The organism is Streptomyces pratensis (assembly GCF_016804005.1).
Lineage (GTDB): Bacteria > Actinomycetota > Actinomycetes > Streptomycetales > Streptomycetaceae > Streptomyces > Streptomyces pratensis_A.
Genome location: NZ_CP051486.1, coordinates 6,345,807 through 6,359,062, shown reverse-complemented (window position 1 = coordinate 6,359,062; position 13,256 = coordinate 6,345,807). Strand labels below are relative to the sequence as shown.

Below are 13,256 nucleotides of genomic sequence, written 5' to 3'. Positions count from 1 at the left end.
GCCTCGGTGAGTTGGTCCACAGGACTCCTGGGCTTCGTCGCCGGACTGCTGATCTCTGTGGCCACCGCGCCCGTGGGCGTCTCCGGTGCCGTGTTCCTGCTGCCGGTGCAGGTCAGCATTCTGGGAGTGCCGAGCCCGGCCGTGACCCCCACCAATCTGCTGTACAACGTGGTGTCCTGTCCCGGAGCCCTCCTGCGCTACCGCAGCAACGGCGGGCTGCGCGGTCCGCTGACCCGGCTGCTCGTGGTGGGCGCCGTGCCGGGGGTCGTGATCGGCGCGGTGATCCGGGTCTTCGCGGTGCCGGGCCCCACGGTCTTCCGGGCGTTCATGGCCGTCCTGCTGCTCCCGCTGGGCGCGTGGCTGTGCGCCCGTACGCTGCGTCCCGCCCGCCGCACTGCGGCCGCCGCAGCACCGTCGCCCCGTGCCACCACCGGCCTCGCCCTCGCCGTCGGCATCGCGGGAGGTGTCTACGGCATCGGCGGAGGCTCCCTGCTCGGCCCGATCCTCGTCGGGCGCGGGGTGCCCGTCGCCAAGGTCGCTCCCGCCGCGCTCGCCTGCACGTTCGTCACGTCCCTGGCGGGGGCGGGCACCTACGCGCTGCTGTCCCTGACGGCCACGGGCGACATCGCGCCCGACTGGGCGCTGGGCCTGGCATGCGGCCTCGGCGGGCTCTGCGGCGGCTACCTCGGGGCCTGGCTCCAGCCACGCCTCCCCGAGACGGGGCTACGGCTCCTGCTGGGCGTGCTCGCCCTGGGCATCGGCCTGCTGTACGCGGTCCAGGCGGCGAGCTGAACCGCTCGTCGACGAGCGGGTGATCCACCGTGCGTCGAGTCGGTGAGCCGATCCGCGGGCCGGGTTGGCGGACCCGCGCGTCCGGCCCGTGAGCCGATCCGCGTGTCCGATCCTCGGGTCGTTCGCGGTGAGGCGACCTAGGGCCGTTCGCGGTGAGCCGATCATCCTCGGGTCCGGCCGTGAGCCGACCCGCGCGTCGGGTGCGTGAGCCGGCCCGAACGTCCAGGTGTTCGGGCCGATCGCGGTGCTCGGCCTCGGTCTCAGCCTCGTCCGAGCGCCGACGCCTCGGCAGCCAGCCGCTCCACGCGCGCCCAGTCCTTCGCCGCCACCGCGTCACCGGGCACCATCCAGCTGCCGCCCACGCAGCCGACGTTGGGCAGGGCGAGGTAGGACGGCGCCGATGCGAGCGAGATGCCACCCGTCGGGCAGAACCGGGCCTGGGGGAGGGGGGAGGACAGGGCCTTCAGGTAGGCGGTGCCGCCCGCGGCCTCGGCGGGGAAGAACTTCATCTCCGTTATCCCGCGCTCCAGCAGCGCGACCACCTCGGACGTCGTCGATACGCCCGGCAGGAACGGCACACCCGACGCCGTCATCGCGTCCAGCAGGGCGTCCGTCCAGCCCGGGCTGACGAGGAAGCGCGCTCCCGCCGCGACGGTCTCCGTCACGTGTGCGGGGGAGATCACCGTGCCCGCGCCGACCACCGCTCCGGGGACCTCCGAGGCGATCGCCCGGATCGCGTCGAGGGCGGCGGCCGTCCGCAGCGTGACCTCGATCGCGGGCAGCCCGCCGGAGACGAGCGCACGCGCCAGCGGCACCGCGTCGGCGGCGTCCTCCAGCACGACGACGGGGACTACGGGGGCGAGGTCCAGCACGGAAGCGGACACGGCGGCGGGCGCGGAGGAGGTCATGGACTCATCCTGCCGCGATAACCGCACAATGCGCAACGCGCGTTGCGTATGCTGCAACGCTCGACGGTCGGTCGGCGCTGCGCCCGTGTGTCAGTGGCCACCGTGCGTAGGTGATCAGCGAAGACGTGTGTGATCAGTGGACCGACGTGCCCCGTGTGATCCGTGGACCGACGCGCCCCCGTGCGATCAGTGGATCTCGGTGACCACCACGTCGAGCGCCCACGGCCGCCCGGCCCGCCCGGGGGCCTGCACCTCCACGACGTGTCCGAGGTCGCGCAGCACCTCCACCAGCTCGGCCGGACCCTTCGGCCGCGCCCCCGCCAGCAGCAGGTCCCGGACCATCCGGCCCTTGGTCGCCTTGTTGAAGTGGCTGACCACCGACCGCTTCTCCACGCCGTTCACCACCTGTGACTGGAGCACCCGCACACTCGCCGTGCGCTCCGCGACCTCGCCCGAGGGCTTCCACGCCCCGGCGTAGGCGGACGATCGCAGATCCAGGACCAGCCCGTCCCCGGCCGCCTCCGGCATCACCGACGCCATCGGCGCGCGCCAGTACGCGTTCAGGGCGCCCAGGCCCGGCAGCTTCACCCCCATCGAGCAGCGGTACGACGGGATCCGGTCGCCCACCCGAACCGCGCCCCACAGCCCGGAGAAGACCAGCAGCGACTTCCCGGCGCGACGCTTGGCCGCCGCGTCCAGCGTGGCCAGGTCCAGGGCGTCGTAGAGCACACCGGTGTAGATCTCCCCGGCGGGCCGGGTCCCGGCCGTGCGCAGCTCCGTGTTCTTCGCGACCTCGCCCCGCAGCCCCTCACTCAGGCCGAGCACCTCACGCGCCTTGTCCTCGTCCGCCAGGCACAGCTCGACCAGCTCGTTGAGGACCGCCGCCCGGGCGTCGGCGAGACCCTGCAGGGACAGGGACTCCGGCTTCAGCGGTGCCCCGCGCCCCGAGGCGGCCTTACCTTCGGAGGGCGGCAACAGCACGAGCACGGGCGATCTCCTTCATACGCGGCACAGGGCCCCCTCACGCGCGGAGACCCTCCGGCAAGGGTACGGGCCGGTCCGCCCGGAGCCGGCCCGGCCGACCGGGATGCCGACCCCACGGCCCCGGCCTACGCTCGGTGGCATGCCCCGCCGCCAGCTACACATCACCGGCGCAGACGGCACCCCGCTGCGGGCGGCCCTGCGAGCCCTGCGCACCGAGCTCGGCCTGCCGGCCGGCTTCCCGCCCGCCGTACTCGCCGAGGCCGGGGACGCGGCGAGGACACCGGACGTCTCCGGCCACCATGACGCCACCGACCTTCCGTTCCTCACCATCGACCCGCCGGATTCCGAGGACCTGGACCAGGCGATGCATCTGGAGCGGCGCCGACACGGCTTCCGGGTGCACTACGCCATCGCCGACGTCGCCGCCTTCGTCCGGCCCGGCGGAGCGCTGGACACCGAGGCCCACCGGCGGGTGACGACGCTGTACTTCCCCGACGGCAAGGTCCCCCTGCACCCCCCGGTGCTCTCCGAAGGAGCCGCCAGCCTCCTCCCCGGCGAGACGCGCCCCGCCGCACTCTGGCGCATCGACCTCGACACGGAGGGCCGTGCCGTCACCGCAGAGGTGCGCCGCGCCCTCGTACGCAGCCGCGCGAAGCTCGACCCCGCGGGCGTCCAGCGGCAGATCGACGCCGGTACGGCCGAGGAGCCCCTCGCCCTGCTCAGGGACATCGGCCTGCTGCGCCAACAGCAGGAGATCGCCCGCGGCGGCATCTCGCTCGACGTGCCCCAGCAAGAGATCGTCGGGCGCGACGGAACCTACGGCCTCGACTACCGCGCGCCCGTGCCCGCCGAAGGCTGGAACGCGCAGATCTCGCTGCTCACCGGCATGGCGGCCGCCGGGATCATGCGGGACTCGGGCACCGGCATCCTCCGTACGCTGCCGGTGGCGCCCGACGGCGCGGTCGCCCGGCTCAGACGCTCCGCCGAAGCCCTGCGCGTCGAATGGCCGCACCATGTCCCCTACGCCGAAGTGATCCGCTCGCTGGACCCGGCGAAGGGCAGCCACGCGGCGTTCCTCCAGGAGTGCACCACGCTCCTGCGGGGCGCCGGCTACAGCGTGTTCGACCACGGCGAGCTCCCCACCCCCGCCGTGCACGCCGCCGTCGCCGAGCTCTACACCCACTGCACCGCGCCGCTGCGCCGCCTCGTCGACCGTTACACCGCCGAGCTGTGCCTCGCCGCGACCGCCGGCCGGCAGGCACCGGAATGGGTGGTCCGGGCCCTGCCCGGCCTGCCGAAGGAGATGGCCGAGGGGACCCGCCGCGCGAACACGGTGGAGCGTGAGTGCGTCGACCTCGTCGAGGCGGCGCTGCTCGCGGGCGAGGTCGGCGAGGTCTTCGACGGGTTCGTGATCGACGTCAAGGACAACGAACCGGCCGTCGGCACCGTCCACATCGAGGACCCGGCGATCGTCGCCCGGATCGAGTCCGGCCCGCCGCTCCCGCTGGGCGAACGGCTGCGGGTCCGGCTCACGCAGGCCGACCCGGGCTCGTCGAAGGTGCTGTTCGCGCCGGCGTGAGTACCGCGACCGTCCCGTGCGGGCCGTCCGTCCGCCCCTGCGGCCCGCACGGACGCGCGTGCCGCAGACCGGCCCCCGGCGACCGGCTTGTCCGTATCTCGTACGATCACGTCCTCGGCTACGGACTGCGTACCGACTCCGTACCAGGGAAGGCCTTATGCGTGAGTGACCTCGCCACCGCCCCCGCCGCCAGCAGGCCCCGGCAGATCATCGCCGCCGCGCGCGCCCTGCTGGAGGCCGACGGCCCCGAAGCGCTCACCATGCGACGGCTCGCCGACCGGGTGGGTGTCAAGGCGCCGTCCCTCTACAAGCACTTCCCGGACAAGTCGTCCGTGGTGGCGGCGCTGGCCGCCGAGATGCTCCGGGAGACGGCCGGGGTCCTCTCGGCCGCCGAGGCGGCGGCCCCGGGTTCCTTCTCCGCGCTCGCCACCGCCTACCGCACCTACGCCCTGGCCCACCCGCACCTCTACCTCCTCACCATGGGCCGCACCCTCCCCGCCCCGGGAGCGGCCGACGCCGCGGCCGCTCCGCTGTTCCGTGCCGCCGGGGGCGACGAGGACCGGGCCCGGGCTGCCTGGGCATTCGCCCACGGGATGGTGGTCCTCGAACTCAACGGCAGCTTCCCCCCGGGCGCCGACCTCTCTGCTGCCTGGGAGGCGGGTATCGCGGCCTTCACCGCCGCCCCCGCCGGGTAGCATGGTCACCACGGCAGACGAGCCGGGCGGACGGCCGCGTGAGGATCCCCGGATCCTCCCGAGGAACGTCCGGGCTCCACAGGGCAGGGTGATGGCTAACGGCCACCCGGGGTGACCCGCGGGACAGTGCCACAGAAAACAGACCGCCGGGGACCTCGGTCCTCGGTAAGGGTGAAACGGTGGTGTAAGAGACCACCAGCGCCTGAGGTGACTCAGGCGGCTAGGTAAACCCCACCCGGAGCAAGGTCAAGAGGGAGCACCCCGGTGCTCCTGCGCGAACGTCCGAGGGCTGCCCGCCCGAGTTCGCGGGTAGACCGCACGAGACCGGCAGCAATGCCGGTCCTAGATGGATGGCCGTCTCCCCGGCCGCCGCGAGGCGACCGGGCGACAGAACCCGGCGTACAGCCCGACTCGTCTGCCGCTCAGGCCCCTCAGGCCCCTGCCCTGCGGTATCGCACCGCCCTTGTGGACGCGCCGGCGGGCTGACGCTGCGGCCCGCCCCTGCTGCGGCACCGACCGCGGCGCGGCTCGTCCGCCGATCCGCCTTCCGGAAGAGCCTTCGGTATGGGCCGAAGGCTCTTTCCGGCCCTTCGGCGGCTTCCCGCCAGGGCCCTTACGTCCGCGCGTCCGGGTGGCGCGCCCTGCCGACGGCTCCCGTCTTCCACTGCACGCGGGGGCGGCCGGAGAGTTCCGGCCAGAGCGTGATCGAATACCTCCCGGTATGCGGAGGGGAGTTGATCACTTGTGATCGAAACCCGATAGGCTCCCCTGCGGCGCGGTGAGTTGACTCGAACTCACTCGGCCGCCGCCGCGCTGCCCGCGCGGCCTGTGCGGCGCTGCGCACTACCCCCGTTCGATTGTGTTGCTCTCGAAGGATGCAGATGGAACTTGCCACTCCACCCCCGACGGCACGAGCGCCGGTCGCCTGGCACGGCTGGTGGCTGATGCCGCTGGCCTTAGGAGCCGGAACCGTCGCCACCGCAGTGGCGGGACCGGAACAGGTCCAGATACCCGCGACGTTCGCGGGTGCCGCGGTCACCGTCGCCGGCGCGGCATGTGTACGGCTTCTCGTCCGGACCCGGACCCGGCTCGGCCGCGCGGACGGCGAACTTCGCTCGGCCCAGGCCGAGCACTCCCAGCAGTTGTACGCGGACGTGCGGGGCAGGGAGCAGAGGTTCGCGGCCGAGCGCACCGCCCTGGAGGCACAACTCGGCGAGCAGGCGGCTGTCTTCGAGGCCCGGCTCGCCGAGCAGGCACAGGCGTACGAGAACGACATCGCCGAACGGGCCCGCGTGGCTGAGGAACGGCTGAAGTTCAAGCAGTCCGTCGTCGCCCGAATCGCGGACAGTCACCTTCCCGAAGCGTTCAGGCGGCTCCGTGAGGGCGAGGCCATCGACGACATCCTGGCCGAGGTCGGCCAGGAGGCCGACGCGAGCCCGGAGCTGCGTGCCCCTCTCCGCAGGGTCCTGCGGACCTCGCTGCTCGGGGTCGAAGAGGAGCTGAATCGTTCCACCTCCGCCGAGCAGGCCGTGGTCGGTATCGGCAGCCGGATCCACGTACTGACAGGCCGCCTGCGCGGCCGGCTGCACGAGATGCAGGGCGAACACGGGCGGCTGCCGGCAGTGGCCCAGGGCCTCATGGAGCTGGACCAGGAGATCGGGCCCGCCGACTGTCTCGCCGCCAGCATCGGCGTACTCGGTGGTTCGGACCGGCCCGGACGCCAGTGGCAGGAGCCGCAGCGACTGCTCAGCGTGGTGCGTGGCGGTATCGGGCGCATCAAGGACTTCAACCGCATCCAGGTCCGCCACCTGCCCGAACTCGGCGTCGACGGCGGTCTGGTGGATCACCTCACCCTGATCTTCGCCCACCTCCTGGACAACGCGGCCCGCTACTCGCCGCCCACCGAGCCCGTGGTCGTCTCCGGCAAGGAGGTGCCCAACGGTGTCGGCATCGAGATCCAGGACGCGGGCAAGGGCCTGAGCGACGAGCGGAAGCGCGAGGCGGAGCAGTCCATCGCGGGCACCTCGAAGGGCCCCGGTCTCGGCGGCATCTCGGAGGACGCCAACCTGGGCCTGCGCGTGGTGGGCGCCCTCGCGCGCCGCTACGGCATCCGGGTCACCTTCGCGGACTCGCCGTGGCTCGGTACCTCCGTGGTCGTGGTGGTTCCCCACAAGTACTTCAGCCACCTGCCCGCCCCCGTCACCGAGCCGGCCAGGCCCGCTGTGCAGAGGGCCGAGCCGGTCCCCGTGCCGGCCCGGCACGCCGTCCCCGTGGAAAGTACCGAAAGCACCGAAGGCGCCGAAACCATGGACACCACGCCCGGTGGTCTGCCGCGCCGCAGGAGCAGGCGGGACGCCACCCCGGCTGCCCGGCCGAGCACCGCCGGCCGGCCGGACGGGTCCGTGGTCGCCGTGCCGCCGGACGCGTCCTTCACCGGCCTCGCCGCCTTCGCCACCGCCGGACGTGAGAGCACCCCGCCGGAGGCGGTCACCGTGGACGCCGGCCCGGGCGCCCGCGAGACGACTGCCGGCCGTGAGTCCAACCGCACTGAAGAGAGCGACTAGTCCCATGACGCAACAGGGAACCGACGTGAGCTGGGCGCTCCGGGATCTGACGGAGAGCATCCGGGAGATCCGCTTCGCCCTCGTGGCCTCCAGCGACGGCAAGGCCATCACCTCCTACGGCGCCGACGACCCGGACGACGTGGACCGCTTCGCCGCCGTGGTCGCGGGCCTGCAGGCACTCGCGCAGCCCGTCGCCGAGCAGTTCCCCACGTACGCGGGGCAGCTGCGCCTGGCGATGATCGAGGTCGACGGCGGCCATCTCTTCGTGGTGCGGGCAGGTGTGGAGACGTACCTCGGGGTGCTTGCCAGGGAAGGGCTCGACCAGGGCCTGCTCGGTCATCAGATGAGGGACCTGGCGCGCAGGATGGGTGAGCTCCTCGGCACCAGTCCGCGCCTGGAGGAGCAGCCTGGATGAGTGGTCCCCGCCGGCCCACGGACCCGCCCGGTCTCGAGCGGTACTACGTCCTCACCGGGGGGCGCAGCGGACCGGGTGGTTCGGCGTCGACCCTGGACGTGGCGACCCTCATCATCTCCCGCGCCGCAGCCGAGCCCGGCCTGCAGCACGAGCACGAGGAGATACTCCGGCGCTGCCGCGATCCGCTGTCGGTGGCCGAACTAGGCGCCCATCTCGGATTGCCCTTCAACATACTCGCGGTGCTCCTGGCCGATCTGCTGGACGCAGGCCGCGTCGAAGCCCGCGACCCCATCCCGGCGTCGGACGCCGGCCGCGGGCCCGACCTCGCGCTCCTTGAGGAGGTACTCAGTGGACTTCAAAGGCTTTGACCATCCAGGCCGGCACGCGGCCGGAGGCGGCACCCGCTCGGTGAAGGTGATGATCGCCGGCGGTTTCGGCACCGGGAAAACCACCCTGGTGCGCTCCGTCAGCGACATCAAGCCGCTCACCACGGAGGAGACGCTGACGCAGGCCAGCGTCGACGTCGACGACCTGATCGGAGTGGCGGACAAGCAGCAGACCACCGTCAGCCTCGACTTCGGCAAGATCGGCATCAACGACGAGCTGGTGCTCTACCTGTTCGGGACACCGGGGCAGGAGCGGTTCTGGTTCCTGTGGAACGGCCTCTTCAAGGGCGCCCTCGGGGCAGTGGTCCTGGTGGACACCCGGCGGTTGGCCTCCAGCTTCCGGGCGATCGAGGAGATGGAGCGGCAGAACGTGCCGTTCGTCATCGCCCTGAACGTGTTCCCCGACTCCAAGGACCACCCGGTCGAAGAGATCCGCGACGCCCTGGACATCCCCGAGCACACACCGGTCGTGACGTGCGACGCCCGCGACCGGACCTCCAGCCGTGACGTGCTGATCGCGCTGATACACCACCTCAAGTCGCGCTCCGGCGTCGCTCTGGAGACCCGATGACCGATCACCCGGCGAGCGACGTGGACGCCACCCGAGGCTGCCCGGTCATGCACGGGGACGCGGGCGGCCTCACCCGGCTGTACGGGCCGGACGCGGCGATCGACCCGCAGGGCATCTACGGGCGGCTGCGCAAGGAACACGGTGCCGTGGCACCGGTACTCCTCGAAGGGGACGTCCGTGCCTGGCTGGTCCTCGGCTACCGCGAGAGCCGGCGCGTGCTCGACAACCCCCTCCAGTTCAGCCGGGATTCGCGCATCTGGCGGGACTGGAAGGAAGGGGGCGTCGAGGAGACCTCGCCGCTGATCCAGATGCTCGGCTGGCGTCCGGACTGCGTGTCCCAGGACGGCGAGCCGCACCGCAGGCTGCGCAGGGCCGTGACCGACAACCTGGACACCCTCGCGGGGCGCGGCATCCGGCGCCACGTCACGCACTTCGCGAACAAGCAGATCGACGCGTTCGCCGGGAAGGGCACGGCCGACCTGGTGGGTGAGTACGCCGAGTACCTGCCCATGCTCGTACTGACGAGGCTGTTCGGGCTCCCGGCGGCCGAGGGGCGCAGCCTCGCGGTCTCCTGCGCCCAGGTCATCAAGGGCGGTCCGGACGCCCTCGCGCACAACGACCGCATCATGCAGATCCTCGGCGAACTCGCCGAGCGCAAGCGGGTCGAGCCGGGCCCCGACTTCACCACCGGGCTGCTCGGGCACGACGCCGGCCTCGACGAGGGCGAGATCGTCAGCCATCTGCGTCTGGTGCTGATCACCGCTCACACCACGACCAGCAACCTGCTGGCCCGGGTGCTCGAACTGATCTTCACCGACGCGTCGCGCCTGGCCGGACTCGTCAGCGGCCAGCGGGCCGTCTCCGAGGTCGTCGAGGACGTCATGTGGAACACCCCGCCGCTGGCGGTCCTCCCGGGGCGTTTCGCCACCGCGGACCTGGAGCTCGGCGGTACGCAGATCAAGGAGGGGGACCTGCTGGTGCTCGGTCTCGCCGCGGGCAACCTCGACCCGGACATCCGTCCCGACGTCGGGGTCTCCGTCCACGGCAACCAGTCGCACCTCGCGTTCAGCGGCGGCCCGCACGAATGCCCCGGCCAGAACATCGGCCAGGCCATCATCGAGACCGCCGTCGACGTCCTGCTGCACCGGCTGCCGGGACTGCGGCTGTCCCCGCCGGCCGACGGGCTCACCTCGACCGCCTCCACCTGGGAAGCGCGCCTGGACACGCTCCCGGTCGAGTTCGCCGCGCAGCCTGCCTAGTTTCCTCGTCCCGTGTTCCCGCCCGGCCGGAAGCCTCCGGCCGGGCGGGACCGGTGCGTCAGACGGCGAGCAGATCGTCCAGCGATCCCCTGCCCGCCAGCTCGGCCGTGGCGGCCGGCCCCTCCTTCGCGGCGGCGTACCTGCCGGAGGTCAGCGCCCATTCGTAGTTGCCGCTGATCCAGTGCTGGATGGCTTCCACGCCCATCCGCACCTGGTCCCGCTGCTCGGCGCCGAGGCCGAGCTCCTCGCACATCCCCGGGACGTGCGCCTCGAGCCGCAGGTACTCGTCGAGGCACTCCGTGGTCATCCGGTACGCCTCGTCCGCGGCCTGCTCCCACGTGACGCCGCGCTCCCGGTGCAGCACGGCGATGAGGTTGTGACCGTCCCCCCGGCGCTTCTCGCGCTCGAAGGAGTGGATGTCGTTCATGAACCCGATCGTGTCCGCGGCCAGGTCGCGCATCCTGACCATCAGTTCGTGCGCCTGGACCTGGGCCGGTACCTCGAAGCCGCGGCTGCGTTCACCCGCGTCGATGCTGTGGTGGATGCCCACGGTGCGGCGGCGGAACTCCGCGTACTCCTCGATCCCCAGCGTCCCGGCCCTGCCCTTGGCCGCCAGGTCGACCTCCTCGGTGTGCGCGACGAGGAAGCGCCCCCAGGATGCCGCGAACCGGGTCCGCCAGGTCAGGGACATGCCATCGGAGAGCTGGGCCCACACCTCGGCCCAGGCCAGGGTGATCGGACAGACCACGCGCGGTGCCGTCCCGGCGGGCCGCAGCGGAGTGGCTATCAGCTCCCGGGCGACCTCCGCTATGCGGTCGGCGCGATCAGGGCTCCCGGAGTCGAACTGGTCGTCGAACAGGAAGGCCAGGGAGAACCAGTTCATCAGGACGACCATGTCCTCGGCCGAGGCGTGAGGATACGTCCGTGCCGCCGCCTGGGGCAGGTCCCAGGACTGGTACTCCTCGAACCCGGCCTGACTGCGCACCAGGCCCATCTTCCACACCCAGCGAAGGTGGCGCTCTCGGGCATGGGCGAGGTGCTCGCTGACCGGGGCCTTGAAGGGGAGGTCGAATGTTACGTCCTGCGGCATTGGCGTCCTCTCTTGAGACGATTCACAGGCCCCCCGGCCCCTGTGACTGGGCGATCGGGATTGACGCCCCTTGACTCGAAGTGCACGTTTTGAGTCAGAATTTGATGACCCATCATGTGCGCCCTGATGCTGCCCAGACCGTAAACGATCTATGCCACAAGATCGGTTCGAAGAATTCCGCTTCCGGTCACCGCCGCCTCGACTCGGTTCCGGGTGCATTCGCCGAGGTCAGGGAGACGTCACAGGTCATGGCGAAACGCCGGAATTCCTCCGGTTGCCGAAGCAGAGGTGACCGAGGGGCAGCTCGGCCCGTCGTTCACGCCGGGCGTGAAATCGATGCGGGTGCGGTACTCGGTGGCGATGATCCGGTCGCGGACCTCTCGCGGCAGTCGTTACGGAATCCCGGGCGGCGGACGTCCCCGGGCCGTCCGGTGTGGTGCGCGGGGATCGCCTCCCGCTTCCGGCCGATCCACGGCCGTGCGCCGGCCGTCGTGGTGACCCGCCCGTCCGGCACGCTGAGCACCGTCTTCCCCGCACCGGCCGGAAGCGCGAGCTCCCCGGCGCCGGGACGCGGGTGAGTGTCCGGGCGGAGGGGCCCCGGCGTCCGCGTGCGGGGGAGCCGCCCCGGGGCGCGGAGCGTGCGCCCCGGGGCGGTGGCGGGAGGGTCGGGGCGCGGGTCCGCAGCGGGTCGGAGATCCGACCGGCATCGCGGACGCCTGCGTCTTCCGCGCCTCACACCAGGACCGGTGGATCACCGGCCAAGTCGTCCAGGTGGCAGGCGGGCACCGGCTCCAGGGCCACTGCTGCCACGACGGCCGTCGAGGAGCGGGAGGGAATCCGGACGGACGCTCAGACCTCGCCCAGGTCGGAGCTGAGCCAGCGCTGGGGGCGCATGTGGATGACCACCTGGGCGCCGTGCTCCTTCCACGCGAAGTCGACGTAACCGTCCACCTTCTCGGCGGGGAGGTAGCGCGCGGAGATCTCCACCAGCTGCTCCCGGGTGGCCGGGAGCGTCGCCACCACGGGCCCCTCGACGGAGACGTAGCGGATGGTCGGCGCGACACGGTCGACCATGATGCTGAAGCGGCCCGCCCTGGCGATGGAGGTCCCCTTGCGGGAGTCGCGGCCCGTCATGATCCACAGGTGGCCGCCCGGCTCGTACTGGTACCAGATCGGCACGGTGAGCGGGGCCCGCCCCTCCTCCGCGTCCACGGCCAGTGCGGCGACGTGCGGTTCGGCCAGAAACTGCTCACGCTCTGCACGGGTCAAAGCCACAGCTGGACTCCTCAGGTGAGTGGTCGGCGTTGCCTCAGGGCGAATTATGCAACGCCGGACCCGGTCCGGCAGCGGAGTCACACGCCATCGCTCTCCATCAGTTCCCGGGTGTCCAGCCGTAGTCCCAGGGCGTTCCGGCGGCGGGCGGCCGCCAGTTCGGCCCGCAGGGGAGGGGGCGGCACGGCCAGAACGGGGCACGGCGCGTGGGCCAGGCAGTAACGGGCCACGGACGGCCACAGACAACGGTGCAGCGCGCCACGCGAACCCGTTCCCACCACCAGGACGCAGTCCTGGGCGCGGGCCGCGTCCACGAGTACGGCGCCAGGGGTGCCCCGTACGGTCCGGCCGGTCACCGGCACTCCTGCCCCGGCCGCGCCGAAGGCCGTGACGAGGGCATCGCGCAGCCGCTCGGCGGCATCCGCACGGCACAGCGGGAGTGAGGGCGCGAGGCTGACGCCGTGCCGGCCGCCGATTCCTGCCCCGGGCGCGTCCCAGGCCAGCACCGCCCACAACTCCGCGCCTCGCAGGCGGGCTTCGGCGGCGGCGCGGTGCAGGAGCGCAGGACTGCCGGACGTTCCACCTACCCCGGCCACCACTCTCGGCCGCATCGGCTCCACCCCTTTTGGATACCGCGCCGTCCTCCCATGACAGCGCGGGTGCGGGAACCGGAGCGCGGTACTGACGGTCCCCTGACGCCCCGGCCACGGATCCTGACGTGCCGCTGATGCCGGTGGACGC

The 13,256-nt window shown here is 72.2% G+C and carries 13 protein-coding genes and 1 other RNA gene; 9 read left to right on the top strand and 5 right to left on the bottom strand.

The window, feature by feature from the left end; all coding sequences use genetic code 11:
• Positions 1-6 precede the first annotated feature (6 nt).
• Complete coding sequence (locus tag HED23_RS26390; RefSeq protein ID WP_203185873.1) at positions 7-792, top strand: sulfite exporter TauE/SafE family protein; 786 nt, start codon at positions 7-9, stop codon at positions 790-792.
• Positions 793-1,052: 260 nt separating this feature from the next.
• On the opposite strand, the gene eda is transcribed toward HED23_RS26390, so the two are convergent.
• A complete protein-coding gene (eda, locus tag HED23_RS26385) occupies positions 1,053-1,700 on the bottom strand; it encodes a bifunctional 4-hydroxy-2-oxoglutarate aldolase/2-dehydro-3-deoxy-phosphogluconate aldolase (protein WP_203185872.1) in 648 nt (215 codons plus the stop codon).
• 186 nt (positions 1,701-1,886) lie between these two features.
• Positions 1,887-2,687: a peroxide stress protein YaaA gene (yaaA, locus tag HED23_RS26380; RefSeq protein ID WP_203185871.1), complete on the bottom strand. Its 801-nt coding sequence runs from the start codon at positions 2,685-2,687 to the stop codon at positions 1,887-1,889.
• A gap of 136 nt (positions 2,688-2,823) precedes the next feature.
• On the opposite strand from yaaA, the gene HED23_RS26375 reads away from it, so the two are divergent.
• The 8 genes from HED23_RS26375 to HED23_RS26340 all read left to right on the top strand — a co-directional run bounded on the left by HED23_RS26375 (position 2,824) and on the right by HED23_RS26340 (position 10,153).
• The gene (locus HED23_RS26375; protein WP_203185870.1) at positions 2,824-4,263 is read left to right on the top strand and encodes an RNB domain-containing ribonuclease; all 1,440 of its coding nucleotides are present in this window, start codon (positions 2,824-2,826) and stop codon (positions 4,261-4,263) included.
• A 161-nt stretch (positions 4,264-4,424) separates the two neighbouring features.
• Positions 4,425-4,958, top strand: coding sequence for a TetR/AcrR family transcriptional regulator (locus tag HED23_RS26370; protein ID WP_203185869.1), 534 nt, complete (start codon positions 4,425-4,427; stop codon positions 4,956-4,958).
• A gap of 18 nt (positions 4,959-4,976) precedes the next feature.
• Positions 4,977-5,376, top strand: an RNA gene (rnpB, locus tag HED23_RS26365) — RNase P RNA component class A.
• A gap of 463 nt (positions 5,377-5,839) precedes the next feature.
• Positions 5,840-7,522, top strand: a complete 1,683-nt coding sequence (locus HED23_RS26360) for a sensor histidine kinase (RefSeq protein WP_203185868.1) — start codon at positions 5,840-5,842, stop codon at positions 7,520-7,522.
• Between the two features lie 4 nt (positions 7,523-7,526).
• On the top strand, positions 7,527-7,937 hold the full coding sequence (locus HED23_RS26355) for a roadblock/LC7 domain-containing protein (RefSeq protein ID WP_099172315.1): 411 nt from the start codon (positions 7,527-7,529) through the stop codon (positions 7,935-7,937).
• Positions 7,934-8,305: a DUF742 domain-containing protein gene (locus HED23_RS26350; RefSeq protein WP_203185867.1), complete on the top strand. Its 372-nt coding sequence runs from the start codon at positions 7,934-7,936 to the stop codon at positions 8,303-8,305. The genes HED23_RS26355 and HED23_RS26350 overlap by 4 nt, the downstream gene beginning before the upstream one ends.
• Complete coding sequence (locus HED23_RS26345; RefSeq protein WP_203185866.1) at positions 8,286-8,894, top strand: GTP-binding protein; 609 nt, start codon at positions 8,286-8,288, stop codon at positions 8,892-8,894. Before HED23_RS26350 ends, HED23_RS26345 begins: the two co-directional genes overlap by 20 nt.
• Entirely contained in the window at positions 8,891-10,153 is a 1,263-nt protein-coding gene (locus HED23_RS26340; protein ID WP_203185865.1) for a cytochrome P450, read from the top strand. The genes HED23_RS26345 and HED23_RS26340 overlap by 4 nt, the downstream gene beginning before the upstream one ends.
• A 58-nt stretch (positions 10,154-10,211) precedes the next feature.
• Here HED23_RS26340 and HED23_RS26335 read toward each other — a convergent pair whose 3' ends face one another.
• The 3 genes from HED23_RS26335 to HED23_RS26325 all read right to left on the bottom strand — a co-directional run bounded on the left by HED23_RS26335 (position 10,212) and on the right by HED23_RS26325 (position 13,126).
• A complete protein-coding gene (locus HED23_RS26335; RefSeq protein ID WP_203185864.1) occupies positions 10,212-11,243 on the bottom strand; it encodes a 7-epi-alpha-eudesmol synthase in 1,032 nt (343 codons plus the stop codon).
• 849 nt (positions 11,244-12,092) lie between these two features.
• Positions 12,093-12,518, bottom strand: a complete 426-nt coding sequence (locus HED23_RS26330; protein WP_203185863.1) for a pyridoxamine 5'-phosphate oxidase family protein — start codon at positions 12,516-12,518, stop codon at positions 12,093-12,095.
• A gap of 77 nt (positions 12,519-12,595) precedes the next feature.
• Complete coding sequence (locus HED23_RS26325; RefSeq protein WP_203185862.1) at positions 12,596-13,126, bottom strand: universal stress protein; 531 nt, start codon at positions 13,124-13,126, stop codon at positions 12,596-12,598.
• Positions 13,127-13,256: the final 130 nt, after the last annotated feature.